At 71.9% G+C, this 25,658-nt stretch carries 19 protein-coding genes and 1 pseudogene; 13 read left to right on the top strand and 7 right to left on the bottom strand.

Annotation, left to right across the window (positions count from 1 at the left end; genetic code table 11):
• Positions 1-5: 5 nt before the first annotated feature.
• Positions 6-524, top strand: coding sequence for a DUF3291 domain-containing protein (locus AB0472_RS30475; protein ID WP_366361069.1), 519 nt, complete (start codon positions 6-8; stop codon positions 522-524).
• 40 nt (positions 525-564) lie between these two features.
• Here AB0472_RS30475 and AB0472_RS30470 read toward each other — a convergent pair whose 3' ends face one another.
• The 4 genes and pseudogenes from AB0472_RS30470 to AB0472_RS30455 form a co-directional block, all read right to left on the bottom strand.
• Positions 565-2,268, bottom strand: coding sequence for an NAD-dependent malic enzyme (locus AB0472_RS30470; RefSeq protein WP_366361067.1), 1,704 nt, complete (start codon positions 2,266-2,268; stop codon positions 565-567).
• 290 nt (positions 2,269-2,558) lie between these two features.
• Positions 2,559-3,287 (bottom strand): response regulator transcription factor, encoded by a 729-nt coding sequence (locus AB0472_RS30465; RefSeq protein ID WP_366361065.1) that lies wholly within the window; start codon positions 3,285-3,287, stop codon positions 2,559-2,561.
• 233 nt (positions 3,288-3,520) lie between these two features.
• A complete protein-coding gene (locus AB0472_RS30460) occupies positions 3,521-4,198 on the bottom strand; it encodes a glycerophosphodiester phosphodiesterase (RefSeq protein WP_366361063.1) in 678 nt (225 codons plus the stop codon).
• Positions 4,199-4,220: 22 nt separating this feature from the next.
• Positions 4,221-5,463, bottom strand: a pseudogene (locus AB0472_RS30455) (adenosine deaminase).
• A 19-nt stretch (positions 5,464-5,482) separates the two neighbouring features.
• On the opposite strand from AB0472_RS30455, the gene AB0472_RS30450 reads away from it, so the two are divergent.
• Positions 5,483-6,220 carry a DUF4190 domain-containing protein gene (locus AB0472_RS30450; RefSeq protein WP_366361061.1) on the top strand — a complete coding sequence of 246 codons (738 nt, stop codon included), beginning with the start codon at positions 5,483-5,485 and terminating at the stop codon, positions 6,218-6,220.
• A 255-nt stretch (positions 6,221-6,475) separates the two neighbouring features.
• Here AB0472_RS30450 and AB0472_RS30445 read toward each other — a convergent pair whose 3' ends face one another.
• Positions 6,476-7,048 (bottom strand): NADAR family protein, encoded by a 573-nt coding sequence (locus AB0472_RS30445; protein WP_366361059.1) that lies wholly within the window; start codon positions 7,046-7,048, stop codon positions 6,476-6,478.
• A gap of 209 nt (positions 7,049-7,257) precedes the next feature.
• Between AB0472_RS30445 and AB0472_RS30440 the strand changes: the two genes are divergently transcribed.
• From AB0472_RS30440 to AB0472_RS30405, 8 genes are all read left to right on the top strand, one after another.
• The gene (locus tag AB0472_RS30440; RefSeq protein WP_366361057.1) at positions 7,258-8,793 is read left to right on the top strand and encodes a gamma-aminobutyraldehyde dehydrogenase; all 1,536 of its coding nucleotides are present in this window, start codon (positions 7,258-7,260) and stop codon (positions 8,791-8,793) included.
• 52 nt (positions 8,794-8,845) lie between these two features.
• Complete coding sequence (locus tag AB0472_RS30435; protein ID WP_366361056.1) at positions 8,846-10,081, top strand: spermidine/putrescine ABC transporter substrate-binding protein; 1,236 nt, start codon at positions 8,846-8,848, stop codon at positions 10,079-10,081.
• Positions 10,082-10,088: 7 nt separating this feature from the next.
• Positions 10,089-11,234 carry an ABC transporter ATP-binding protein gene (locus AB0472_RS30430; RefSeq protein WP_093498800.1) on the top strand — a complete coding sequence of 382 codons (1,146 nt, stop codon included), beginning with the start codon at positions 10,089-10,091 and terminating at the stop codon, positions 11,232-11,234.
• Positions 11,234-12,166, top strand: a complete 933-nt coding sequence (locus AB0472_RS30425) for an ABC transporter permease (RefSeq protein ID WP_366361053.1) — start codon at positions 11,234-11,236, stop codon at positions 12,164-12,166. The genes AB0472_RS30430 and AB0472_RS30425 overlap by 1 nt, the downstream gene beginning before the upstream one ends.
• Positions 12,167-12,967, top strand: coding sequence for an ABC transporter permease (locus tag AB0472_RS30420; protein WP_366361052.1), 801 nt, complete (start codon positions 12,167-12,169; stop codon positions 12,965-12,967).
• 32 nt (positions 12,968-12,999) lie between these two features.
• Positions 13,000-14,427, top strand: coding sequence for an FAD-dependent oxidoreductase (locus tag AB0472_RS30415; RefSeq protein WP_366361050.1), 1,428 nt, complete (start codon positions 13,000-13,002; stop codon positions 14,425-14,427).
• A 127-nt stretch (positions 14,428-14,554) separates the two neighbouring features.
• On the top strand, positions 14,555-15,001 hold the full coding sequence (locus AB0472_RS30410; protein WP_366361048.1) for a hypothetical protein: 447 nt from the start codon (positions 14,555-14,557) through the stop codon (positions 14,999-15,001).
• 217 nt (positions 15,002-15,218) lie between these two features.
• Positions 15,219-16,994, top strand: a complete 1,776-nt coding sequence (locus AB0472_RS30405) for a glycoside hydrolase family 18 protein (RefSeq protein WP_366361046.1) — start codon at positions 15,219-15,221, stop codon at positions 16,992-16,994.
• On the opposite strand, the gene AB0472_RS30400 is transcribed toward AB0472_RS30405, so the two are convergent.
• Positions 16,933-17,820, bottom strand: coding sequence for a phosphatase PAP2 family protein (locus AB0472_RS30400; RefSeq protein WP_366361044.1), 888 nt, complete (start codon positions 17,818-17,820; stop codon positions 16,933-16,935). The two genes, AB0472_RS30405 and AB0472_RS30400, sit on opposite strands and share 62 nt — an antisense overlap.
• A gap of 192 nt (positions 17,821-18,012) precedes the next feature.
• Positions 18,013-19,347, bottom strand: coding sequence for a 4-aminobutyrate--2-oxoglutarate transaminase (gabT, locus tag AB0472_RS30395; protein WP_366361042.1), 1,335 nt, complete (start codon positions 19,345-19,347; stop codon positions 18,013-18,015).
• 305 nt (positions 19,348-19,652) lie between these two features.
• Between gabT and AB0472_RS30390 the strand changes: the two genes are divergently transcribed.
• From AB0472_RS30390 to AB0472_RS30380, 3 genes are all read left to right on the top strand, one after another.
• Entirely contained in the window at positions 19,653-21,830 is a 2,178-nt protein-coding gene (locus tag AB0472_RS30390; protein WP_366361040.1) for an ATP-binding protein, read from the top strand.
• Between the two features lie 140 nt (positions 21,831-21,970).
• A complete protein-coding gene (locus AB0472_RS30385; protein ID WP_366361038.1) occupies positions 21,971-23,542 on the top strand; it encodes a PucR family transcriptional regulator in 1,572 nt (523 codons plus the stop codon).
• A gap of 589 nt (positions 23,543-24,131) precedes the next feature.
• The gene (locus AB0472_RS30380) at positions 24,132-25,580 is read left to right on the top strand and encodes an aldehyde dehydrogenase family protein (RefSeq protein WP_366361037.1); all 1,449 of its coding nucleotides are present in this window, start codon (positions 24,132-24,134) and stop codon (positions 25,578-25,580) included.
• The last annotated feature ends 78 nt before the right edge of the window (positions 25,581-25,658 follow it).

Below are 25,658 nucleotides of genomic sequence, written 5' to 3'. Positions count from 1 at the left end.
AGGCCATGACCGCATCCGCGCACGCAGCCCACCTCGCCCAGCTGAATGTCGCCACGCTCCGATACCCCCTGGACGACCCGCGCATGGCGCCGTTCGTCGACCTGCTCGACACGGTCAACGCCGCTGCCGACGACGCGCCCGGCTTCGTGTGGCGGCTCGTGGAGGACGGGGCGGCCGACGCCACCGCGCTGCGCCCGGCGGGTGAGGACGTCATCGTCAACCTGACGGTGTGGGAGACCCAGGAGGCGCTGTGGGCCTTCACCTACCGCAGTGAGCACCTGGACGTCATGCGGCGCCGGCGCGAGTGGTTCCAGCGGCACGCCGAGGCGCATCTGGTGCTCTGGTGGGTCCCCGCAGGTCACCTCCCGACAACCGGCGAGGCCCTGGAACGGCTCGCCGACCTGCGCGCGCACGGACCCTCGGCGCGCGCCTTCACCTTCGCCTCCGCCCACTCCGCGGCGGAGGCCGCCCTCGCACCGCGCCCGGCCACGGACGTCCGTACCGCCCCTGCCGGACTCGGCTGAGGGGCGGGGCCGGTCGGACGGCCTTGACGGGCGGGGTCGGTCAGACGGCCTTGACGGGCGGGTACGTCGGCTGCCACACGGCCGCCCTGACCCGCTGTTCGACGGAGTCGTCGACGGTCGCGCCGGCCACCCCGTCGGCGGCCGCGGCGCGGGCCACCGCCACGGCGACCGCCACCGAGGTCTCGCGCAGCCGGTCGGTGAGGGGCAGGATCGGCGCGCCGGGGCCGTCCACGTCCGTCTGCCCGGCCACGGCGTGCGCGGCGGCGACCAGCATGCCGTCGGTGACCCGGGTGGCCCGGGCGATGATCGCGCCGAGCCCGAGGCCCGGGAAGACCAGCGCGTTGTTGGCCTGCCCGATCAGGTAGCGGACCCCGTCCCGCTCGACCGGGCGGAACGGGCTGCCGGTGGCGATCAGGGCGCGGCCGTCGGTCCAGGCCAGCAGGTCCGCGGGGACCGCCTCGGCGAGGTCGGTCGGGTTCGACATCGGCAGGATGATCGGCCGCTCGGCGTGGGCGGCCATCGCGCGGACGATCTCCTCGGTGAAGGAGCCGCCCTGCCCGGAGGTGCCGATCAGGACCGTCGGCCGGACCCGCGCCACGACCTCGGCCAGCGCGATGCCGCCCACCTTCTCGTCCCGCCGCCACTCCGCGACCTCGGCGGCCGGACGGGCGTAGCCGACCTGGAAGTCGCGCAGGTCCTGCTGGTCCTCGGTGAGCAGGCCGTACCGGTCGACGCCGAAGATGCGGGCCGTGGCCTCCTCGGCGGTCAGGCCGTCGGCGACCATGGCGTCCCGCAGCTGGTCGGCGATGCCGATGCCGGCGGTGCCCGCGCCGAAGACCACGACCCGGTGGTCGCGCAGCGGGATGCCGCTGGCCTTCACACCGGAGAGCACGGCGGCGAGGTTGACGGCACCGGTGCCCTGCATGTCGTCGTTGAAGGTGAACTGGGTCGGGCGGTACCGCTCCAGGATGCGGCGGGCGTTGGCGGGGCCGAAGTCCTCCCAGTGCAGCAGGGCGTGCGGGAAGAGCCGGCGGGCGGTGGTGACGTAGGCGTCGATGAAGGCGTCGTACGTCTCGCGGTCCACGCGCGGGTGCCGGTTGCCGAGGTAGAGCGGGTTGTCGAGGAGCTCCTGGCGGTTGGTGCCGACGTCCAGCATGACCGCGAGGGTGCGGTTCGGGTCGATGCCGGCGGCGGCGGTGTAGACGGCGAGCTTGCCCACCGAGATGTCGATGCCGCCCACCCCCCAGTCGCCGATGCCGAGGATCGCCTCGCCGTCCGTGGCGACGATCAGGTCCACGTCGTCCGGGCCCGCGCCGGCGGCCGTGAGCGCGCTCTCGATCTCCTCCGGCGCGTGCACCGACAGGTACACGCCGGCCGGGCGCCGGTACTCGTTGCTGTAGCGCTGGATCGCCTTACCGACGGTCGGGGTGTAGACGATGGGCAGCATCTCGTCGAGGTGGTCGCCGAGCAGGCGGTAGAAGAGCACCTGGTTGCGGTCGTGCAGGGCGGTGAGGTTGACGTTCTTGGCCAGGTCGGTCGGCTGTGCCGCGTACTGCTGGTAGGCCCGCTCGGCCTGCTGCTCCAGGGTCAGCACCGCCGGGGGAACCAGGCCCACCAGGCCCAGCATCCGCCGCTCCTCGGGAGTGAAGGCGGTGCCCCGGTTGAGGCGGGGCTGGGAGAGCACGGCACGGCCGCGGGCGGTGGTCTCGATCTGGCCCTCGGAGGCGTTCCACTGGGTCGTCATGATCGGCTCCTTGCCGTTTCTGTATGGCTTCCAGGATCGCGTGCGGGACGCTCCGAGTCGCTCCGAGTCGCTCCGAGTCGCTTCCGGGAAACCGGTCAGCCGTGTGGGGCCCCGGCGCGGGCGCGTTCCGGTTCCGCGTCGGCGGTCCTCGAGACGCTGGGCGGCGAGCGCTTCCGGCTGCCTCCCGGCAGCGCCCGGAAGAGCGGCCGGGGGTACCCCCGGCCGAAGGCTGGGGGGAACGACGCGACCGGCCACGACGGCGCCGCCGTGGATCGTGGTCGGGGGAGCGCTCACGCCGCCGGCCGGATCAGCCCCGACTCGTAGGCGAAGGCCACCGCCTGCACCCGGGCGCGGGCGCCGATCTTCCCGAGGACGTTGCTGACGTGGGTCTTCACGGTGGTCGGGGCGATGGACAGCCACTGCGCGATCTCGGCGTTGGTCCAGCCGGAGGCGACCGCGATCAGGACGTCGCGCTCGCGCCCGGTGAGGGCGCCGAGCCCCGACGTGCGGGGGAGGGGTCGGACGGTGTGCTGCCGGCGTACGGCGTCGATGAGCGCGCCGGTCAGACCGGGGGTGATGACGGCGTCGCCGGCGGCCACCACCCGGATGGCCGCGGTCAGTTCGGCCGGGTCGGCGTCGTCGAGCAGGAAGCCGCCGGCGCCCGCGCGCAGGGCCGCCCAGGCGTCCACCTCCTGCTCGGCCGCGGTGAGCATCAGGACCCGCGGGACGGGGGAGGTGGCCGCGGCCCCGCCGGTGAAGCCGGCGGCGGGGGTGGGGGTCCGGGCGGCGGGGCGGGCGATGCGCCGGACGGTGTCGATGGCGTCCGCCCGGGACGGCCGGCTGTCCATGAGGACGACGTCGGGGCGGAGCGCGGCGCTCGCACGGATCGCCTCGTCCCCGTCCGCCGCCTCCCCGACGACCGTCAGTCCCGGCTCGGCGGCGAGGAGCATGCGCAGGGCGAGGCGCTGGAGGGATTGGTCGTTGACGACGAGTACGGAGACCGTGCCTGTCTTCTCCATGCGAGGTCCGTTCCATGAACGAAACTGTTTCGTTCACATGCTACGCCTGCAGCCGCCGCACGGGGAGAGGGGGTCCGACTGCTTGGCGCGGACCGGTCCGGCGTCGTACGCCGTGACCACGGCCTGGATCCGGTCGCGCGTCCCGATCTTGGCGAGAGGACCCGGCCGACGTGCTTCGTCACGGTCGAGTAGGTGAGGACGAGGCGCTCGGCGACCCGTGCCCCTGGGGACGCTCAGCGAAGGCCGTCGAGGACGTCCACCCTGTTCGTCGTGATCGAGTCGACGCCGATGTCCAGCAGGCGGCGCAGCGAGCGGCAGGTGTCCGGGGTCCAGCAGGAGACCAGGTAGCCGGTGCGGTGGACGTGTTCGACCAGGGCGTGGTCGAGCAGGGTGAAGCGGTAGTTCAGGTGACGGGGGCGGATCACGTCCAGGAGCGCGGGGCGGACCGGTGCCAGGGTCTTGCGGGTCAGGGCGATCTCGGCGGACGGGTCGGCCGCCCGCACCGCCAGCATCGCGGCCGCGTCGCCCGTGTAGTACACGCGGTCGGTCGCGTCGCACTCCCTGGCCACGGCCACGATCCTCGCCACCGCCCGCTCGCCCGGGTCGCCGGGCAGGTCGAGCATCACCCGGCCGCCCTCCGTCGCCGCCAGCGCCTCGGCCAGGGTCGGGACTCCGCCCGCGGTGAGGCCGCGCACCTCGTCCGCCGACAGGGTGTGCAGGGGGCGGTCGTGCCCCCACAGCCGCTTGAGCGTGGCGTCGTGCAGGAGGACGGGAACGCCGTCACGGGTGAGCCGCACGTCGGTCTCCACCGCGTCCGCGCCCCGGTGGAGCGCGGAACGCAGGGAGTCGAGCGTGTTCTCGCGGATGCGGTAGGGGTCGCCGCGGTGGGCCACGGCGGTCACGGTCTGCATGCGCCCATGCTCTCAGGCCTCGTCAGGGGGCGAGCCACGCCTTCGTGTACGCGTCGATCTCGGCCGCGATCCTCGCCCTGCCCGCGAGGTCCAGGAAGGACGCCTCCACCGCGTTCTTCGCGAGGTCCGCGAGGCCGCGCTCGTCGAGGCCGAGGAGACGGGCGGCGACCGCGTACTCGTTGTTCAGGTCGGTGCCGAACATCGGCGGGTCGTCGGAGTTGACCGTGACCAGGACACCGGCGGCCACGAAGTCCCTGATCGGGTGCTCTTCGAGGGTGCGGACCGCGCGGGTGGCGATGTTGGAGGTCGGGCACACCTCCAGGGCGATGCGGTGCTCGGCGAGGTGGGCGAGGAGCTTCGGGTCCTGCGCGGAGCTGGTGCCGTGGCCGATGCGCTCGGCGCGCAGATGGGTCAGCGCGTCCCAGACCGTACCGGGGCCGGTGGTTTCGCCCGCGTGCGGGACGGAACGCAGGCCGGCCGCGATCGCCCGGTCGAAGTAAGGCTTGAACTGCGGCCGCGGTACGCCGATCTCGGGGCCGCCGAGACCGAACGAGACCAGGCCCTCCGGGCGCAGCCGGTCGTCGGTCGCCAGCCGAGCCGTCTCCTCGGCGGCCTCCAGGCCCGCCTCGCCGGGGATGTCGAAGCACCAGCGCAGCACCGTGCCGAACTCGGCCTCCGCCGCCTTCCGCGCGTCCTCGATCGCGTCCATGAAGGCCCGGGCGTCGATCCCGCGCCGGGTGGACGAGAACGGGGTGATCGTCAGCTCGGCGTAGCGCACCTGCTGGCGGGCCAGGTCGCGGGCCACCTCGTAGGTGAGCAGCCGTACGTCCTCGGGCGTGCGGATCAGGTCGACCACCGACAGGTAGACCTCGATGAAATGGGCGAATTCGGTGAAGGTGAAGTAGTCGGCCAGGGCCTCGGGATCGGTCGGGACCCTGGAGTCGGGGTGCCGGGCGGCCAGTTCCGACACGATGCGGGGGGAGGCGGAGCCGACGTGGTGGACGTGCAGTTCGGCCTTGGGCAGTCCGGCGATGAAGGCGTGCAGGTCGTGCACGTCGTGCGGGTCGCGCGGGGCTGCGGGGTCGGTGTGGCGGTCGGACAAGGGTTCCTCCCCGGAACGGCGCGGGCCGCCTGCGGCGGGGTGCGGCCGTGGGGCCCTGCGCGGTGATCGGCTGATCGGTGACTCCGGGGTCATGGTAGGCCGGACGGCCCGAGCAGCGGTTCGGCGGGGCCCGGGCCGTAGCATGACGGCGGCATGCGCGCACGAGGAGGGGACGTCGCACGATGGCTGACGAGGTGCCGGAGACTTCGAAGATACGGCTGGACAAGGGGGAGGCCGCCGGGGAGGGGGCCGGGGCCGGGGCGCCCGCGGCGCCGGTGGCACCGCCGTCGGTCCACGACCAGCGGACGGTCGCGGCCGTGCCGGGGCCGGACGCCCCCGCCGACGCGCCGCCGCAGGGCTGGGCCAACCCCTTCGCCGCGCCGTCCGGCACGGTTCCGGCTGCGCCGGTGAACCCGTTCGCGGCGCCGGGCCCGAACGCGCCGCCGAACCCCTACGCGCCGCCCGCGGCCCGGCAGCCGCAGGGTGCGGCGGTGCCGCCACCGCCGATCGCCCCCAACGGGCCGGGGCCGGTTCCGTACGGCTATCCCGGCCAGTACCCCGGCCAGTACCCGGGCCAGTACCCGGGCCAGGCGTTGCCGTCGTACCCGGTGGGACCCGGGGGGTACGGCGGGTACAGCGGCTGGCCCGGGATGCAGCCGATGCCGAACAACGGGCTGGGGACCGCCGCCATGGTGACGGGGATCATCAGCGCGATCGGGTTCTGCCTGGCGCCGGTCTCGTTCGTGATGGGGGTGCTGGCGATCGTCTTCGGGGTGATCGGGCGGAAGCGGGTGCGGAGGGGGGAGGCGACGAACGGTGGGCAGGCGCTCGCCGGGATCATCTGCGGCTCGGCGGGGCTGGTGCTGGTCGCCGCGTTCATCACGCTGATCGCGGTGGCGGGGAGCCAGGGAAGCCAGTAGGGGGTCGTTCGCCGGGTGCGGCGCGGTGGGGCTGGTCGCGCAGTTCCCCGCGGCCCTTCGGGGTGGGCCGGTCCTGTGGGGCCGAGGGCCGGCGCTTCTTCGGGTGGGGTAGGTTCCGTGGTTTGTCGGGTGCGGCGCGGTGGGGCTGGTCGCGCAGTTCCCCGCGGCCCTTCGGGGTGGGCCGGTCCTGTCGGGCGGAGGGCCGGCGCCCCTTCGGGGTGGGCCGGTCCTGTCGGGTGGAAGGCCGGGGTGTCTTTATGCAGGCGTGGTGTCGGCGGGCAGAAGGTGTTCTCTTGCCGCCATCAGTGCGAACCCCAGCAGGTTCAGCCCTCGCCACTGCTCCGGGTCCTCCGCTGCCGCATCCGTCGCTGTCAGGCCGATGCCCCACACCCGGTCCACCGGGCTCGCCTCGACCAGGACCCGGTCGCCGGTCGCCAGCAGGAAGTCGCGCAGCTCGGGTGCGGCGCCGAACTTGTGGACGCTGCCCTCGGTGACGATTCCGAGGCGCTCCCGCTGCCATGTCGCCTCGTCGAAGCCCCGGACGAGCCGGCCCGCCTTCTTCGCCTCGGCGGGGTGGCCCGCGGCCAGGACCATGCGCTCCGCCTCCGCGTCCCCGAAGAGCCGCGCCTTCGCCGCCATCATCCAGTGCTCGGCGGTCGCGTAGACGACACCGTCGACCACGAAGGGTGACGGCCACCACTGGCTCAGGCAGCTCGCCGAGACCCGCCCGTCCGGCCTCGGCCGGTGTCCCCAGAAGTGCAGGTACCTGATCCTGGCCCCCGCCCGGACCGCCCTGATCAGGGCCTCCACAGAATCGATCTCCGCCATGCACGCCAGTCTGGCAGCCACCACTGACACTCCGTCCCGCCTTTTCACCGCCGACTCGACACCTGGTCGACAGATTCCGTCGCGTAACCAAAAGGCAACAACGGAATCACTTGTTGGTCGCCCCCTGCTCTGTCAGGATCGGCAGTCAAATCGAGCCGGAGCTACGCCACCCGCCCCTCGGTGCGGGGTGACGGCGGAGGAGAAGCGACATGGACAACCCGGGCACCGCCACCCCGGAGACCTTCCCCGCGCAGGAGCGGCTCGCGGGCGGCGCGCAGTACATCGCGGGACGGTTCGCCGAGGGCACGTCGGGACGTACGCACGCCGTCGTCGACCCGGCCACCGGCACGGACGTGTACACGTACGAGCTGGCCGGTACGGATGACGTGGACCGGGCCGTGGCAGCCGCGCGGGCGGCCTTCCCGGGCTGGGCCGGGACGACCCCCGGCGAGCGCTCCGACGCGCTGCACCGCTTCGCCGCCGTGCTCGCCGACCGGGCGGAGGAGTTCGCCCGCGCCGAGTCCCTCCAGTGCGGCAAGCCGCTGAAGCTCACGCGCGAGTTCGACGTGCCGGGGACCATCGACAACACCGCCTTCTTCGCGGGTGCCGCCCGGCACCTGCAGGGGCAGGCCGCCGCCGAGTACTCCGGTGACCACACGTCGTACATCCGCCGCGAGCCCATCGGTGTCGTCGGCTCCATCGCACCCTGGAACTATCCGCTCCAGATGGCCGCCTGGAAGATCCTCCCGGCGATCGCCGCAGGCAACACCATCGTGCTCAAGCCGGCCGAGCTGACCCCGCTCACCTCGCTGCTCTTCGCCGAGGCCGCCACGCTCGCCGGCATCCCGGACGGTGTCGTCAACATCGTCACCGGGACGGGGAAGGAAGCCGGCGAGCACCTCGTCGGGCACCCCGATGTCGCCATGACCTCCTTCACCGGGTCCACCGGTGTCGGCAAGCGGGTCGCCGAGGTCGCCACCGCGACCGTGAAGCGGCTCCACCTGGAGCTCGGCGGCAAGGCGCCGTTCGTCGTCTTCGACGACGCGGATCTGGAGGCTGCCGCCAACGGAGCCGTCGCGGGCGCGCTCATCAACACCGGGCAGGACTGCACCGCCGCCACCCGCGCGTACGTGCAGCGGCCGCTCTACGACGCCTTCGTGGAACGGACGGCCGCCCTCATGGAGACCGTGCGGCTGGGGGACCCGTTCGCGCCCGGCACCGACCTCGGGCCGCTGATCTCGCACGCCCAGCGGGACCGGGTCGCCGCCTTCGTGGAGCGGGCGCGCGGCTATGCGCGCGTGGTGACCGGCGGCGAGCCGCCGCAGGACGAGCTGAAGAGCGGCGCCTACTACCGGCCCACCCTGATCGCCGACGCGCCGCAGGACAGCGAGATCGTCCAGTCCGAGATCTTCGGACCGGTGCTGGTCGTTCTGCCGTTCGACAGTGATGATGAGGGCATTCGGCTGGCCAACGACACCCCGTACGGTCTGGCAGCCTCCGCGTGGACCAGCGGCGTCTACCGGGCGAACCGCGCGACCCGCGAGATCAAGGCGGGGTGCGTGTGGGTCAACGACCACATCCCGATCATCAGCGAGATGCCGCACGGCGGCTACAAGGCGTCCGGCTTCGGCAAGGACATGTCGGCGTACTCGTTCGAGGAGTACACGCAGGTCAAGCACGTTATGTTCGATAATACGGCGGTGCCGCGGAAGGACTGGCACCGCACGATCTTCGGGGACCGATAGTCAGATCTCCGGCCGTTCGTCACGGCCCCCTTCCCGAAAGGGCATCAAGCGTATGAGGCAGTACGAGCCCGACCGCCCGACCCCGGTCGAAGTGGCCGCCATGCGGCGCAGTCTCCGCACCGGCCGGGCCGCCCTGGCCCGCCGGTCGTTCCTGGGCGGCGCGCTCGCGGTGGGCGGTGCGGGGGCACTGAGCGCCTGCGGCATCCCCGCGGCCGGCAAGTCCCAGGGCGGGGTCTCCGCCGACGACCACTCGGCCACGGAGAAGATCGTCAACTTCTCCAACTGGCCCGAGTACATCGACGTGGACGACAGCGGGAAGACGCACCCCACGCTCAACGCGTTCCGCAAGCGGACCGGCATCACGGTGAAGTACACCGAGGACATCAACGACAACGACGAGTTCTTCGGCAAGATCCAGCCGCAGCTCGCCGCCGGCCAGGACACCGGCCGGGACCTGATCGTCCTCACCGACTGGCTGGCCGCCCGCATGATCCGGCTCGGCTACGTCCAGAAGCTGGACGCGTCCAACCTGCCGCACGCCTTCGCCAACCTGTCGGACCAGTTCCGCAGCCCCGACTGGGACCCGGGCCGCGCTTACTCCTACCCCTGGCAGGGCATCTCGACGGTCGTCGCCTTCAACAAGAAGGCCCTGAACGGCGTCGAGGTGAAGTCGGTCTCCGACCTGCTCGACAACCCCGCGCTCAAGGGCCGGGTCGGCCTGCTGACGGAGATGCGCGACACCGTCGGCATGACCATGCTCGACATGGGCATCGACCCGGCGAAGTTCACCGACGACAACTACGACGCGGTGATCGCCCGGCTGCAGAAGGCCGTCGACAAGGGCCAGATCCGCCGGTTCACCGGCAACGACTACACCTCGGACCTCAGCAAGGGCGACCTGGCCGCCTGTGTCGCCTGGGGCGGCGACATCGTGCAGCTCCAGGCCGACAACCCGGACGTCGCGTACGTCATCCCGGACAGCGGGTACATGACGTCGACCGACAACCTGATGGTCCCCAACAAGGCGCGCCACAAGACGAACGCCGAGCGGCTCATCGACTACTACTACGAGCCCGAACCGGCCGCCGAACTCTCCGCCTACGTCAACTACGTCAGTCCGGTGTCGGACGTGCAGCCGTACCTTGCCAAGATCGACAAGTCGGCGGCCAGTAACCCGCTGATCGTTCCCGACAAGGCCATGCAGGCCAAGTCCCATGCCTTCCGGGCCCTGAGCTCGAAGGAAGAGACGGCCTACCAGCAGAAGTTCGCGAAGCTCACAGGGGCGTGACGACACCATGACGACAGACAGCAGCGGCGACGTCCGCCTCACCGGCATCGGCAAGACCTACGACAACGGCTTCACCGCCGTACAGCCCATGGACCTGACCGTGCCGCAGGGCTCCTTCTTCGCGCTCCTCGGTGCCTCCGGCTGCGGCAAGACCACCACCCTGCGCATGATCGCCGGCCTCGAGGAGCCGACCACCGGCACCGTGCACCTCGGCGACCAGGACGTGACCCATCTGCCGCCGTACAAGCGGCCGGTGAACACGGTCTTCCAGTCGTACGCCCTCTTCCCGCACCTGGACATCTTCGAGAACGTCGCCTTCGGCCTGCGCCGGCGTGGCATCAAGAGCGTGAAGAAGCAGGTCGAGGACATGCTGGAGCTGGTCCAGCTCGGCGAGCAGGCGCGCAAGAAGCCGCACCAGCTCTCCGGCGGCCAGCAGCAGCGGGTCGCGGTGGCCCGTGCGCTGATCAACCACCCCAAGGTGCTCCTGCTCGACGAGCCGCTCGGCGCCCTCGACCTCAAGCTGCGCCGCCAGATGCAGCTGGAGCTCAAGCGGATCCAGACCGAGGTCGGCATCACCTTCGTGCACGTCACGCACGACCAGGAGGAGGCCATGACCATGGCCGACACGGTCGCCGTGATGAACGCGGGACGCGTCGAGCAGCTCGGCTCGCCGGCCGACCTCTACGAGAACCCGAACACCACGTTCGTCGCGAACTTCCTCGGCACCTCGAACCTGATCGAGGCCGAGGTCGACTCGAAGAGCGGGGACGACATCGTCCTCAAGGCGGGCGGCGGGAAGCTGGTGCTGCCTGAGGCACGATGTTCGGCGCCGACCACGACCGGCGGGAAGGTGCTGGTCGGGGTCCGGCCCGAGAAGATCTCCCTCACCCACGCGGACGACGCGGGCTCCATCCCCGAGGGCCGCAACCGGATCACCGGCAAGGTCGCCGACGCCAGTTTCATCGGCGTCTCCACGCAGTACGTCATCGACAGCGCGGTCTGCCCCGAGTTCGCGGTGTACGTGCAGAACGTCGAGCGCGACGGCCGGCTGGTCCCGGGCGCCGACGTGGTCCTGCACTGGAGCCCGGCGCACACCTTCGGCCTCGACGCCGCCCAGGACATCGACGCCGGCACCGAGGAGGAGGCCGCCTGATGGCCACGCTCTCCGAGGCGCCGCCGCCGCTGGCGCCCGCCGAACCCGAGACGAAGAAGCCCGCGCGCAGGCGCGGCAGGTGGACCCCCTACTGGCTGCTGTTGCCCGGCATCCTCTGGCTGGTCGTCTTCTTCGCGCTGCCGATGATCTACCAGGGGTCCACGTCGATCCAGACGGGCTCCCTGGAAGAGGGCTACAAGGTCACCTGGCACTTCGTGACCTACTGGGACGCGCTGAGCGAGTACTGGCCGCAGTTCCTCAGGTCCGTCTTCTACGCGGCCGCGGCCACGGTCCTGTGCCTGCTGCTCGGCTACCCGCTGGCCTACCTGATCGCCTTCCGCGCGGGGCGCTGGCGGAACCTGATCATGATCCTGGTGATCGCGCCGTTCTTCACCAGCTTCCTGATCCGCACCCTGGCCTGGAAGACGATCCTGGCCGACAACGGCCCGGTCGTGCACGTCCTGAACTCGCTGCACGTGCTGAGCGTCACCGACTTCCTCGGCTGGACGGCCGGCGACCGTGTGCTGGCCACGCCGCTCGCCGTGGTCTGCGGTCTGACGTACAACTTCCTGCCGTTCATGATCCTGCCGCTCTACACCTCGCTGGAGCGGATCGACGGACGGCTGCACGAGGCCGCCGGCGACCTGTACGCCAAGCCGTGGACGACGTTCCGGAAGGTCACCTTCCCGCTCTCGATGCCGGGCGTGGTCTCCGGCACGCTGCTGACCTTCATCCCGGCGGCCGGTGACTACGTCAACGCCGAACTCCTCGGCTCGACCGACACCCGCATGATCGGAAACGTGATCCAGACGCAGTTCCTGCGGATTCTCGACTATCCGACGGCGGCCGCGCTCTCCTTCATCCTCATGGCCGCGATCCTCGCCATGGTCACCCTCTACATCCGCCGGTCCGGGACGGAGGATCTGGTCTAAATGCCCTTCGTCACATGGTTCAAGAAGAATCTCGTCGTCATCGCGGGACTCCTCACGCTCGGATATCTCCTCCTGCCGAACGTCATCGTCACGGTGTTCTCCTTCAACAAACCGAAGGGGCGCTTCAACTACGAATGGCAGCAGTTCTCGCTGGACGCCTGGAAACAGCCGTGCGGGGTCGCCGACATGTGCGGCTCGCTCTCCATCAGCCTCCGGATCGCCGCCCTGGCGACGATCGGTGCCACCGTGCTCGGCACGATGATCGCCTTCGCGCTGGTCCGCTACCGGTTCCGCGCCCGCGGCGCCGTCAACTCGCTGATCTTCCTGCCGATGGCGATGCCCGAGGTCGTGATGGCGGCCTCGCTGCTCACCCTGTTCCTCAACATGGGCGCCCAGCTTGGCTTCTACACCATCCTGATCGCCCACATCATGTTCTGCCTCAGCTTCGTCGTCACCGCGGTCAAGGCGCGCGTGATGTCGATGGACCCGCGCCTGGAGGAGGCCGCCCGGGACCTCTACGCCGGACCGGTGCAGACGTTCGTCAGGGTCACCCTCCCCATCGCGGCCCCCGGAATCGCGGCGGGCGCGCTGCTGTCCTTCGCGCTCTCCTTCGACGATTTCATCATCACCAATTTCAACGCGGGCTCCACCGTCACCTTCCCCATGTTCGTCTGGGGTTCGGCACAGCGCGGCACACCCGTCCAGATCAATGTCATCGGTACGGCCATGTTCCTGGTCGCCGTACTGTTCGTCCTGGCATCGATGGTCATCAACAACCGCCGCAACAGGCAAAAGGCATAACCCCGAAGTGACTCTGTAGGGAGTTGAAAATCATGGCCCCAAGCGCCATGAGCCGTCAGGCAGATTGGACCAGGTCTCTCTCCGAAGCACAGCCGGTGCCGTACTGGCTGGAAGACCCCGGCAAGCCCCACCCCGAGCCCGCGCTGACCGGCGCCGACACCTGCGACCTGCTGGTGGTCGGCGGCGGCTACGGCGGACTGTGGACCGCGCTCAACGCCAAGGAGCGCGACCCCGGGCGCGAGGTGGTCCTGCTGGAAGGCCACGAGGTGGGCTGGGCCGCCTCGGGCCGCAACGGCGGCTTCTGCGCCGCCTCCCTCACCCACGGGCTGCCCAACGGCCTCGCCCGCTGGCCCGGGGAGATCCACCGGCTGCAGGAGCTGGGCCGGCGCAACCTCGACGAGATCGAGGCCGCCGTCGCCCGGCACGGCATCGACTGCGAGTTCGAACGAACCGGTGAGATCGACGTCGCCACCGAGACCTACCAGGCGTGGGAACTGCACGACTGGCACAAGGACCTGGAGCGCCAGGGCCTCGCGGACGACATCGAGTTCCTCGACGCGGACGCGGTACGGGCGCAGGTGGACTCGCCGACCTTCGAGGCGGGCCTGTGGGACCGCCGGGGCGTGGCCATGCTGCATCCCGCCAAGCTCGCCTGGGGCCTGAAGCAGGCCTGCCTCGCACTCGGCGTCCGCGTGTACGAGCACACGCCCGCCCTCGCCCTGAAGGCCTACGGCGCCGGCATGGCCGTACGCACCCCGTACGGTGCGGTCCGCGCCCGCCAGGTCGCGCTCGCCACCAACATCTTCCCGAACCTGATCAAGCGGGTCCGCGCCTACACCGTCCCGGTCTACGACTACGCGCTGATGACCGAGCCGCTCACCGCCGAGCAACTCGGCGCGATCGGCTGGAAGAACCGGCAGGGCCTCGGGGACTCCGCCAACCAGTTCCACTACTTCCGGCTGTCCACCGACAACCGCATCCTGTGGGGCGGCTACGACGCCATCCACCACTACGGCGGCCGGGTGCGCCGCGAGTACGACGACCGTCCGGAGACCTACGCCAAGCTCGCCGGGCACTTCTTCACCTGCTTCCCGCAGCTGGAGGGCGTCCGCTTCACGCACGCGTGGGGCGGCGCGATCGACACCTGCTCCCGCTTCTCGGCGTTCTTCGGCACCGCGCACCAGGGGAAGGTGGCGTACGCGGCGGGCTACACCGGGCTCGGCGTCGGCGCCACCCGGTTCGGCGCCGACGTGATGCTGGACCTGCTGGCCGGTGCGGAGACCGAGCGCACCCGCCTGGAGATGGTCCGCAGGAAGCCGCTGCCGTTCCCGCCCGAGCCGTTCGCCTGGACCGGCATCGCCCTCACCAAGTGGTCGCTGGCCCGCGCCGACGCGCACGGCGGCCACCGCAACCTGTGGCTGCGGACGATGGACCGGCTGGGGCTGGGCTTCGACAGCTGAGCCGGTCCGGTGTGTGACCCAGCTCACTTCGATATGGTGCCGAAACCCGCGTAATGCCCCCGGAGGACCTCCCTCTCTCCCCGTGACGCGACGCCCGCGTCCACGAGCGAGACGGGGAGGTCTTCTGATGACTGGGGCGAAGACGGCGGTCGAATGGCTGGTATCGGTCGCACCGGATCCCGAGGCCTGCCGCTGGGAATGGGAGCGCAACCCGCTGGGGGTCGCGCTGCTGCCCGCCGGCAGGGCCTGGGACGTGCTGATCCTGCCGGGCGAGCTCGGCTATCCGACCCTCGACGTGCTCACCCGTGTCCTCGACCAACCGGGGCCCGTCCTGGTCGACTTCGGGGACAGCCGGGTGGGCTTCTTCGTGCCGCCCGGCACGGCGGCCCGGTGGCTCGGCACCGGGATCCGCACGGCGGGTGCCGGCACCTGGATCGTCGTGCCGTATCCCGGGCGGTCGACCCAGGGGGTGCGGTGGCTGGTGGTGCCGGACGGGTCGGGGACGCTGACGGATCCGGCCCTGCTGGAGCTGGCCATGCACGAGGCCGCCGCCGGCCTGGCCGACGGTGACTAGGCGCCGTTCGCGGGCGGGTTGCCGGCCGGGCGCGGCGCCGTTGTGGCTGGTCGCGCAGTTCCCCGCGTCCCTGAAGGGGTGCGTTGTCGAACCGTCGGCGGATCGGTGCCGCAGCTCTTGACAGGTGGATTGGTCTGGACCAAATTGAGCGCGCACCCCACCTCCAAATCCCCCACCCCCGGAGGCTCTTGTGGTTCGCGCGAGACCTGTCCTGACCATGCTCACGGCCGCCCTGCTGGCCGTGCCCGGAATCACCGCTCTCTCGTCGGCCGCCCGTGCGGCCGACGCGGATCTCGCCGTCAACGGCGGGTTCGAATCGGGTCTCTCCGGCTGGACCTGCACGGCGGGCAGCGGCACGACGGTCGGCTCGCCCGTGCACGGCGGCAGTTCCGCGCTGCAGGCGACCCCGGCCGGCAGTGACAACGCCCAGTGCGCGCAGACCGTGACCGTCAAGCCGAGTTCGCAGTACACCCTGTCCGGCTACGTCCGCGGCTCCTACGTCTACCTCGGCGCGAGCGGCACCGGCACCACCGACGTCTCCACCTGGACCCAGTCCGCCCCCGACTGGCAGAAACTCACCACCACCTTCACCACGGGCGCCTCGACGACGAAGGTCACCATCTACACCCACGGCTGGTACGGCACCGGCGCCTACTACGCCGACGACGTGTCGCTGGTCGGACCGGGTGCCTCCGCCGGTCAGCCGCCGGCCGCCCCCACCGGGCTCACCGCCGGCCCGGTCACCTCCTCCAGCGTGGCCCTGTCCTGGACCGCGGTCTCCGGCGCGACGAGCTACGCGGTCTACCGGGACGGGACCAGGGTCCAGACGGCGAGCGGGACGTCGGCCACCGTGACCGGGCTGAACCCGTCGACGGCGTACAGCTTCCAGGTGGCCGCCGTGAACGACGCCGGCGAGTCCGCGAAGTCCGCGGCGGTGACGGCCACCACGGCCACCGGTTCCTCCGGCGGCTCCACCGGCCTGCCCACGCACGCCCTGGTCGGCTACCTCCACTCCTCCTTCGCCAACGGCTCCGGCTACACCCCGCTCGCCGACGTCCCCGACAGCTGGGACGTCATCGACCTGGCGTTCGGTGAGCCGACCTCGGCCACCTCCGGCGACATCCGCTTCAACCGCTGCCCGGTCACCGAGTGCCCGAACGTGGAGAGCGACGCCGACTTCAAGGCGGCGGTCAAGGCCAAGCAGGCGGCCGGCAAGAAGGTGCTGATATCCATCGGCGGCGCCAACGGCCAGGTGCAACTCACCACGACCGCCGCCCGGGACACCTTCGTCTCCTCCGTCTCGAACATCATCGACACCTACGGCCTCGACGGCCTGGACGTCGACTTCGAGGGTCACTCGCTCTCCCTGGACGCGAGCGACACGGACTTCAGGAACCCGACGACCCCGGTGATCGTCAACCTGATCTCCGCGCTGAAGACCCTGAAGGCCAGGTACGGCTCGAAGTTCGTGCTGTCCATGGCGCCGGAGACGTTCTTCGTGCAGATGGGCTACCAGTACTACGGCACCGGCAAGTGGGGCGGCCAGGACCCGCGCTGCGGGGCGTACCTCCCGGTGATCTACGCCCTGCGCGACGACCTGACCCTGCTGCACGTCCAGGACTACAACTCGGGCCCGATCATGGGCCTCGACAACCAGTACCACTCCATGGGCGGCGCCGACTTCCACATCGCCATGACCGACATGCTGCTCACCGGCTTCCCGGTGGCGGGCGACGCCGGCAACGTCTTCCCGCCGCTGCGCCCCGACCAGATCGCGATCGGCATGCCGGCCTCGACCAACGCGGGCAACGGTTACGTGGCGCCGTCGGAGGTCACCAAGACCCTGGACTGCCTGACGAAGAGGACCAACTGCGGCTCGTACGCCACCCACGGCACCTGGCCGGCCCTGCGCGGCCTGATGACCTGGTCGATCAACTGGGACCGGTTCTCGAACTGGGAGTTCCAGAAGAACTTCGACGCGTACTTCGGCTGAGCAGCAGGCGCAGGAACGTCAGCAGGACGGTGGCCAGGCACCAGCTGGCCACCACGTCCAGCGGCCAGTGGTAGCCGCGGCGGACCAGCCCGTAGGAGACCCCGAGGACCAGGGCCGCGCAGACGGCGACGGCGGTCCGGCGGGCCGCGGCGGACGTGAGCCAGGGGAGGAGGACCTGGGCGGCGGAGCCGTACGCGATCGCCGCCGTCGCCGTGTGGCCGGAGGGGAAGTAGCCGACCGCCGGGGGCACCGCCGGGGTCCCCGGACGGGCGGTCCAGTCCTTGAGCGGCACGACGACCGCCGGGACCAGGGCCATCAGCACGGCGGCGGCCGTGGGCGGCAGCCACCACCGGTCTGTACCGGTGGCACGGCCGCGCCGGGCGGCGTAGGCCAGGACGAGTACCAGGACCGGGACCGCGACCTGCACGTTCCCGAGGTCGGAGAGGAGCTCGGAGAACCGGTCCGGGTGGACGAGTGCGCTGCTCAGGCGGCTGTCCGCACGGAGCAGCGGGCCACGGGCCACGACCTGCCAGGTGATCAGCGCGAAGAGGAGGGCCGGTAGGCCCAGAAGCCCCACGAGTCCCGCGGGGCGAAAGTGAAGGAAGGAGGTCGGCCGCCCCGGAACAGGGGGGGTGGTTCCGGGGCGGCCGTCCGGATCGGAACGCCGCGCGCCCCGGGGGGTTTGGGGCGGGCGACCGTCCGATCGGTGAGGAGATCCGGAGCCGGAGGCACCGGTTGTGTGCGCGAGGGCACGACCAGGTCGAAGCTGGGGAGGCCCCGGCCTGAAATCGCCCACAGTCCCCTGTGGGCGGGGTGTATCTCTCATCTGGGTAGAACCTACGGCAGGGTCCGGCGCTGCGACAGGCGGAATCGCGTCCCGTCATCCACCTCGCACACCTTCTTCACACGGCCTGACGGGGGCCGCCCCAGCCCCCCACATCACGCCAGGTGGGAGGGGCGGGGCGGCGGTGGCACACGGGTTCGAGACCCTGTGCGCGGGCTTGGCGAAGCCTGTGTCTCAGATCCGGGCGAAGGCCTGCTCGATGATGTCGAGGCCCTCGTTGAGGAGGTCCTCGCCGATGACCAGCGGGGGCAGGAAACGGAGCACGTTGCCGTAGGTGCCACAGGTCAGGACCAGCAGTCCCTCCTGGTGGCAGGCCTTGGCGAGGGCCGCGGTGGCCTCCGGGTTCGGCTCCTTGGTGGCACGGTCCTTGACCAGCTCGATGGCGATCATCGCGCCGCGGCCGCGGACGTCGCCGATGACGTCGAACTTCTCGGCCATGGCGGTGAGGCGGGGCTTCATGATCGACTCGATGTTCTTCGCCTTGGCGTTGAGGTCGAGCTCCTTCATGGTCTCGATGGCCCCGAGCGCACCGGCGCAGGCGACCGGGTTGCCGCCGTAGGTGCCGCCGAGCCCGCCCGCGTGCGCGGCGTCCATGATCTCGGCGCGGCCCGTCACGGCGGCCAGCGGCAGACCGCCGGCGATGCCCTTGGCCGTGGTGATCAGGTCCGGGACGATGCCCTCGTCCTCGCACGCGAACCACTGGCCGGTACGGCAGAACCCGGACTGGATCTCGTCCGCGACGAACACGATCCCGTTGTCCGCGGCGAACTGGCTGATCGCCGGCAGGAAGCCCTTCGCCGGCTCGATGAAGCCACCCTCGCCGAGCACCGGTTCGATGATGATCGCGGCGACGTTGTCGGCGCCGATCTGCTTGCTGATCTGGTCGATGGCCTGCTTGGCGGCCTCGGGACCGGCGTTCTGCGGCCCGGTCGGCCAGCGGTACGCGTAGGCGACCGGAACCCGGTACACCTCGGGCGCGAACGGGCCGAAGCCGTTCTTGTACGGCATGTTCTTCGAGGTCAGCGCCATCGTGAGGTTGGTCCGGCCGTGGTAGCCGTGGTCGAACACCACGACGGCCTGGCGCTTGGTGTACGCACGCGCGATCTTCACGGCGTTCTCGACGGCCTCGGCGCCGGAGTTGAACAGCGCCGACTTCTTCGCGTGGTCACCCGGGGTGAGCTCCGCGAGGGCCTCGGCGACCTCCACGTAGCCCTCGTACGGGGTGACCATGAAACAGGTGTGGGTGAAGTCGGCCAGCTGGGCGCTCGCGCGGCGTACGACGGCCTCGGCGGAGGCGCCGACCGAGGTCACGGCGATGCCGGAACCGAAGTCGATGAGGCGGTTGCCGTCGACGTCCTCGATGATCCCGCCGCCCGCGCGCGCGGTGAAGACGGGCAGCACCGAACCCACACCCTGCGCCACCGCGGCGAGACGGCGGGACTGCAGCTCCTGCGACTTCGGGCCGGGTATGGCGGTGACGACGCGACGCTCCTGCGGAAGTGCGGTCATGGGGGCTCCCTGATGAGTGGTGCGAACCGATGCGTGCCGGGCGCGTCCCGTCCGGTTGCTCCGGTGGTGCGTTTTCGGACGCTTTCCTTCTTTCTTCGCAGGCTAGGGCCGGGTGTGGGAGGTGGGCATGCTCCATGTGGGCGTTGTCGGAGAGTGACGTTGTCCGCGATGGACATAGTGCGGCCGGGGAACCGGGGTCCGGCCGGACGGCTCCTCGGCCGCGTAAGCGGTGAACTCCCCTTGCGAGGGCGTTAGATTGGCCGCTGACGGTGGACGGCAGAACGGCTGGTCAGGGAGCGAGAGCGATGGACAGCGACGGGACGCGGGACACGCGGCGTACGCATGCGAATCCTGTACCGCGTCCGGCGGGGCCGCACGACGTGGACGCGGTGCCGACCGAGGCGCCGACGGTACCGCCACGGCCCACGGCACCGCCGACCGCGGTGCCGCCGCTGCCGGACGGCTCGGCCTTCCTGACCTGGCTGCGCGCACCCCGGCCGGAGGCGGCGCCGGGGGTGTGGCGGTTCGGCTACCGGCCCCGGGCCGAGCAGGAACCCGAGGAACTGCCGACCCGGCAACTGCTCAGCGGCGCCCTGATCGCCTTCCTGGTGGGGTGGCTGGTCTGGTCCCTGCTGACGCACGGCTACCTGGGAGCGTGGTGGGGGCTGCCGCTCCAGCTGCTCCTCCCCGCCTCGTGGCAGGGCGCGAACGCGACGATCTCGCCGACCGCGACCCGCTTCATCTACGAGGGGTACACCTACCTGGTCGCCCTCACCATCATGCTCGTGGTCGGCAAGCTCGGCCGGTGGGGCGAGGTGTGGCGGCGGTTCGTGGCGCCCCGGTTCCGGGCCGCGGCGTCCGCGGGATCCCGTCAGGAGCCTCCGGCGCCGTCGGAGGACCCCGCCCAGTGGCCCCACCTGCGTGCCGCCGGTGCCGACGCCGCCGCCGACCGGCTCGCCGCCGAGGCACGCAGCGGGCTCATGCGGGACGTGGACCACGCCCGGATCGCCCGCGCCTGGCAGGGCGTACGCAGCGGCCGGCACACCATGGCCACCTTCACCGCGGCCGTGGTCAAGGACGGCGCCGCCGCCTGCCTGCACCCCTCCGGCGAACGTGACCTGCCCGCCCGGCAGGCCCGCCACGACCTGGTCACCGGCCAGGTCCGGCTCGGCACCACGGCCGACGACCCGCGCAACCCCTACCGGTACCGGGGCACCGGCCTCGCCCTCGGCCCCGAACTGCTCGGCACCTCGCTGCTCGCCGTCGGACCGGCCGGCTCCGGCAAGACCGGCAGCCTGGTCCGCCCGCTCGCCGAGTCGCTCTGCCTGCACGCGCTCGCCGGCCGCGCCTCCGTGGTCGTCGTCGGCGCGGCCGGCGCCGGCCTCGGACCCGCCGACGCCTACGACGTCGTCGTCCGCATCGCCCACCCCGAGTCCGTCTACGACCTCGACCTGTACGGCGGCACCACCGACCCCGACGAGGCCGCCGCCATACTCGCCGAGGCGCTCGCCGGTGACCTCGCCGACCCGCACCCCGGCAGCGACAGCCGCCGCTCCACCACCGTCCTCGCCCAGCTGCTCGGCCCGTTCCGGGCGGTCCACGGCCGCTTCCCGTCCGTCCCCGAACTCCGCCAGCTCCTCGACGGCGCACCGGGCCCGCTCGCCGCGCTCCGCACGGCACTGACGACGACCGGGCACGAGTCGCTGCTGCGCGAGCTGGACGCGCGGGAACGTCAGATGGGACACCCGGGGGACGTCGGCGCGGTCCTCGCCGACCGCATCGCCCTGCTCGACCGCCCGGCCTTCGCCGGCTTCTTCGACACCTCCGGCCAGTCCCGCCCCTTCTCCCTCAAGGCCCTCGACCACCCGGTCCGGGTCCGCATCGACCTGCCCGAGCGCGGCCACGCGGACGCCTCCCGCATCCTGGCCCGCCTGGTGCTCGCCCAGTTCACGGCGAGCGTCACGGTACGGGACGACCGCTCGCTCTTCTCCTGCCTGCTCCTGGACGACGCGACGGGCGTGGTGACACCGGAGGCGGTCCGCGCCGTCCAGCGGCTGCGCTCCGCCAACGCGGGCGTGGTGCTGACCCTGCGCACCCTGGACGACGTACCCCGCCCGCTGCGCGGCCCGCTGCTCGGCGCCACCGGCTGCAGGATGGCCTTCGCCGGGCTCACCCCCTGGGACGGGCAGGACTTCGCCGAGGTCTGGGGCAAGGAGTGGACCGAGGCCCGGGACGTCACCGACCGCCAGATCATCGCGGAGACCCCGGCGGGCAAGGCGCTGCACGTCGTACGCCGGGTGATCACCGGCAAGGCGGCCACGGCCCGGGCCGTCACCGTCCGGCAGGTGGAGCGCGAGCGCTGGTCGGCCTCGGAACTGGCCCACGGACTGCCACCGGGCCACGCGGTCCTGTCCCTCACCACGGTCAAGGGCGAGCACGCGCCCCCGCTGCTGGTGGACCTGGGAGCAGGCGGCCGGCTCTGAACACCGGGGCACACGGGACCGTACAGTGAGGCAGAATCGATAGAGGCCGTTCATACGGCATGGCCAAACACCACTGGCCTCACTCACGACCCTCACGGCGCTCACGACGCCTTCGACCCCAGAGAAGGTCTGACGGCCTGATGCCACCGACGCTCGCCTCGCTCGTCCACCACTCCGCGCTCAAACTGACCGTGCGCGCGGGCGAGGACCGCCTCGACGTGCCCGTGCGCTGGGCCCACGTCAGCGAACTCGCCGACCCGGTGCCGTACATGGAGGGCGGGGAACTGCTCCTGATCACCGCGCTGAAGCTGGACGCGGAGGATCCGGAGGCGATGCGGAAGTACGTGAAGCGGCTGGTCGGAGCCGGTGTGGTGGGCCTCGGTTTCGCCGTCGGGGTCAATTACGACGAGATCCCCAAGGCCCTGGTCGACGCGGCGGAGCGGGAGGGCCTGCCGCTGCTTGAGGTGCCGCGCCGCACCCCCTTCCTCGCGATCAGCAAGGCGGTCTCGGCGGCGATAGCGGCCGACCAGTACCGCGCGGTGACGGCGGGCTTCGCCGCCCAGCGCGAACTGACCAGGCAGGCGCTGAACGCCGGCCCGGAGGGCCTGCTCACGGCGCTCGCCGCGCAGGTGGACGGCTGGGCGGCACTGTACGACGCGTCCGGCGCGGTCGTCGCGACGGCACCGGAGTGGGCGGGGCGCCGGGCGGCGCGCCTGACGGCGGAGGTGGAGCGCCTGCGGGAACGCCCGGCACCGGCGTCCTCGGTGGTCGGCGGCCCGGACAACGAGGACCGGGTGGAACTGCACTCCCTCGGCACCGGCCGCCGCCCGCGGGCGGCCCTGGCGGTCGGCACGGCCTCGGCGCTCGGCACGGCGGAGCGCTACGCCGTGCACTCCGCGATCGCCCTCCTCACCCTCACGACGGAACGCTCCCGCTCGCTGCACGCGGCCGAGCAGCGGATCGGGGCGGCGGTGCTGCGCATGCTGCTCGCCGGGCAGCCGGACCATGCCCGGGGGGTCGCCGGGGACCTGTACGGCGGGCTGCTCGACGCCCCTTTCCGGATGATCGTCGCGGACGCGGGCGGCGGCGAGGTGCTGGCCGGTCTCACCGAGGCGGTGGAGTCGGCCGCGGCCCGCGCCGGGGAGGCGGTGCTGCTGGTGCCCGAGGGAGAGCGGCTGGTGGTGCTGGCCGCGGACGGGGGTGCGGCGGTGGCGGCGTGCGTCGAGTACGCGGCGACGCGGGAGGCGGCGCGGACGGTGCCGGCCGAGCACGGCGGCGGCGAGGCCGAGGAACTGGTCGTCGGCCTCTCCGCGCCGTCCGGCCCGATCGCGGCGGCGGCCGCCTACAAGCAGGCCGAACAGGCGCTGTCCGTGGCCCGGCGCCGGGGCCGGGTCCTGGTCGAGCACGACCAGCTGGCATCGGGTTCGGTCCTTCCGCTCCTCGCCGACGACGCGGTGAAGGCGTTCGCCGACGGGCTGCTCAGGGCGCTGCACGAGCACGACGCGACCGGCCGGGGTGACCTGGTCGCCTCCCTCCGGGCGTGGCTCTCCCGGCACGGCCAGTGGGACGCGGCGGCGGCGGACCTGGGCGTCCACCGGCACACGCTCCGCTACCGGATGCGCCGGGTCGAGGAGATCCTCGGCCGCTCCCTGGACGACCCGGACGTCCGGATGGAACTGTGGCTGGCCCTGAAGGCGACGTCGGCGGAGTAGCGGGGTGCCCTTGCCGGCCGCGGACTTTCCCACCCACCCGTCTCGCTCTGTCGAAACCTTGCCGTTCCGACACCCGTCGAGGACCCGCGGGCCGGCTGCCGTCCGCGCCCCGACGGGGGCTGGTCGCGCAGTTCCCCGCGCCCCTGGGTTTCTCAGCCCACCCGGCATCGAGAGCGGGACCCTGCCCTGCGACAACCGGCGCACCGCCGACCCTCCAGCCTGTCCGGCGTCTGAAGACAACCGGCGCACCGTCGACCCTCCAGCCCGCCCGGCGTCTGAGGACAACCGGCGCACCGCCGACCCTCCAGCCCGTCCGGCGTTTGAGGACGAGGCCGGAGGCCGATGCGGGGGTCCGGGGGCGGGAGCCCCTGGAACGGGCGGTCGAAGGGGGCCACCCCCTGGAGGATGGGACGGGTAGGGGCGGCGGGGGCGAGGAAAAGGCGGCCGGCCCCCGCACCGTGCCAATCCGGCGTACCCCCCACCCCCACCACTACACCCCGGATAAACGCACCCTCGGCCCCGCCGACCTACCGTGGAGCCGAACACCCTGCACACACCCACCCCCAACGCGGAAGGGCCGGGACTCGCAATGACCGCCACCCACGCCTTCTGGCTCGCCGGCCGCCAGGCCACCGGCGAGGACACCTTCGACGTCACCAACCCGTGGGACGCCCGTCTCGTCGGCAAGGTCAGCGTGCCCACCGACGCCCAGGTCGAGGAAGCCGTCGCCGCCGCGTACGCCGTACGGGACGAGTTCGCCGCCACCCCCGCCCACGTACGCGCCGCCGCCCTCGACCACGTCAGCCGCCGCCTGGCCGAGCGCACCGAGGAGATAGCCCGGCTGATCTCCGCCGAGAACGGCAAGCCGATCAAGTGGGCGCGCGGCGAGGTCGGCCGCGCCGTGTCCGTGTTCCGGTTCGCCGCCGAGGAATCCCGCCGCTTCAACAGCGGCGAGGCGCAGCGCCTCGACACCGACCTCGGCGGCCAGGGCCGCCTCGCGCTGACCCGCCGCTTCCCGAAGGGCGTCGTCCTCGGCATCGCGCCCTTCAACTTCCCCCTCAACCTGTGCGCCCACAAGATCGCCCCGGCGATCGCGGCCGGCGTGCCGATCATCCTGAAGCCGGCCCCGGCCACCCCTCTCTCCGGCCTGATCATCGGCGACCTGCTCGCCGAGACGACGGGTCTCCCGGCCGGTTCCTGGTCGATCCTCCCGGTCGCCAACGACAAGATGGCCGCCCTCGTCCAGGACGAGCGCCTCCCGGTCATCTCGTTCACCGGCTCCGAGAAGGTCGGCTACTCGATCATGGACTCGGTGCCCCGCAAGCACTGCACCCTCGAGCTCGGCGGCAACGGCGCGGCCGTCGTCCTCGGCGACTACGCGAGCGACGCCGACCTCGACTGGGCCGCCACCCGCATCGCGACCTTCTCCAACTACCAGGGCGGCCAGTCCTGCATCTCGGTGCAGCGGGTCATCGCCGACGCCGCCGTCTACGACCGGCTCCTGCCGCGGATCGTCGCCGCCGTCGAGGCCCAGGTCACCGGCGACCCGACCGACGACAGCACCGACGTCGGCCCGCTGGTCAGCGAGGCCGCGGCCGAGCGCGTCGAGGCATGGGTGAAGGAGGCCGTCGAGGCCGGCGCCACCCTGGTCACCGGCGGCGACCGGGACGGCGCCAGCTTCGCGCCGACCGTCCTCACCGACGTCCCGGAGGACACCACGCTCTCCTGCGAGGAGATCTTCGGCCCCGTCCTCACGGTGCAGAAGGTGCACGGCGAGGCCGAGGCGTTCGCCGCCGTCAACGCCTCCAAGTACGGCCTGCAGGCGGGCGTGTTCACCCACGACCTGCAGGGCGCCTTCCGCGCTCACCGGGCGCTGGAGGTCGGCGGTGTCGTCATCGGCGACGTCCCCTCCTACCGCGCCGACCAGATGCCGTACGGCGGCGTGAAGCAGTCCGGTGTCGGCCGCGAGGGCGTCAAGTTCGCCATGGACGACTACACCTACGAGCGCGTCCTGGTCCTCACGGGCCTCGCCCTCTGACCCACCCCGGAACACCCACCACGGCCGGAGCCCGCTGTGCGGGGGCTCCGGCCGTGGTGGGTCCGCGGCGTGCTCCAA

Origin of the sequence: Streptomyces sp. NPDC086777 (genome assembly GCF_040702065.1) — a bacterium.
Taxonomy (GTDB): Bacteria; Actinomycetota; Actinomycetes; order Streptomycetales; family Streptomycetaceae; genus Streptomyces.
Note: the sequence above shows the minus strand (reverse complement) of the source record. Positions and strands in the feature narration are given on the sequence as shown.

Excerpts from the sequence above, each read along its gene's own strand:
- AB0472_RS30380 (WP_366361037.1), top strand. The coding sequence starts at position 24,132 with ATGACCGCCACCCACGCCTTCTGGCTCGCCGGCCGCCAGGCCACCGGC.
- AB0472_RS30405 (WP_366361046.1), top strand. The coding sequence starts at position 15,219 with ATGCTCACGGCCGCCCTGCTGGCCGTGCCCGGAATCACCGCTCTCTCG.
- gabT (WP_366361042.1), bottom strand. The coding sequence starts at position 19,347 with ATGACCGCACTTCCGCAGGAGCGTCGCGTCGTCACCGCCATACCCGGC.
- AB0472_RS30465 (WP_366361065.1), bottom strand. The coding sequence starts at position 3,287 with ATGGAGAAGACAGGCACGGTCTCCGTACTCGTCGTCAACGACCAATCC.
- AB0472_RS30440 (WP_366361057.1), top strand. The coding sequence starts at position 7,258 with ATGGACAACCCGGGCACCGCCACCCCGGAGACCTTCCCCGCGCAGGAG.
- AB0472_RS30435 (WP_366361056.1), top strand. The coding sequence starts at position 8,846 with ATGAGGCAGTACGAGCCCGACCGCCCGACCCCGGTCGAAGTGGCCGCC.
- AB0472_RS30385 (WP_366361038.1), top strand. The coding sequence starts at position 21,971 with ATGCCACCGACGCTCGCCTCGCTCGTCCACCACTCCGCGCTCAAACTG.
- AB0472_RS30445 (WP_366361059.1), bottom strand. The coding sequence starts at position 7,048 with ATGGCGGAGATCGATTCTGTGGAGGCCCTGATCAGGGCGGTCCGGGCG.
- AB0472_RS30420 (WP_366361052.1), top strand. The coding sequence starts at position 12,167 with ATGCCCTTCGTCACATGGTTCAAGAAGAATCTCGTCGTCATCGCGGGA.
- AB0472_RS30410 (WP_366361048.1), top strand. The coding sequence starts at position 14,555 with ATGACTGGGGCGAAGACGGCGGTCGAATGGCTGGTATCGGTCGCACCG.
- AB0472_RS30400 (WP_366361044.1), bottom strand. The coding sequence starts at position 17,820 with ATGAGAGATACACCCCGCCCACAGGGGACTGTGGGCGATTTCAGGCCG.
- AB0472_RS30475 (WP_366361069.1), top strand. The coding sequence starts at position 6 with ATGACCGCATCCGCGCACGCAGCCCACCTCGCCCAGCTGAATGTCGCC.
- AB0472_RS30460 (WP_366361063.1), bottom strand. The coding sequence starts at position 4,198 with ATGCAGACCGTGACCGCCGTGGCCCACCGCGGCGACCCCTACCGCATC.
- AB0472_RS30390 (WP_366361040.1), top strand. The coding sequence starts at position 19,653 with ATGGACAGCGACGGGACGCGGGACACGCGGCGTACGCATGCGAATCCT.
- AB0472_RS30430 (WP_093498800.1), top strand. The coding sequence starts at position 10,089 with ATGACGACAGACAGCAGCGGCGACGTCCGCCTCACCGGCATCGGCAAG.
- AB0472_RS30470 (WP_366361067.1), bottom strand. The coding sequence starts at position 2,268 with ATGACGACCCAGTGGAACGCCTCCGAGGGCCAGATCGAGACCACCGCC.
- AB0472_RS30415 (WP_366361050.1), top strand. The coding sequence starts at position 13,000 with ATGGCCCCAAGCGCCATGAGCCGTCAGGCAGATTGGACCAGGTCTCTC.
- AB0472_RS30450 (WP_366361061.1), top strand. The coding sequence starts at position 5,483 with ATGGCTGACGAGGTGCCGGAGACTTCGAAGATACGGCTGGACAAGGGG.
- AB0472_RS30425 (WP_366361053.1), top strand. The coding sequence starts at position 11,234 with ATGGCCACGCTCTCCGAGGCGCCGCCGCCGCTGGCGCCCGCCGAACCC.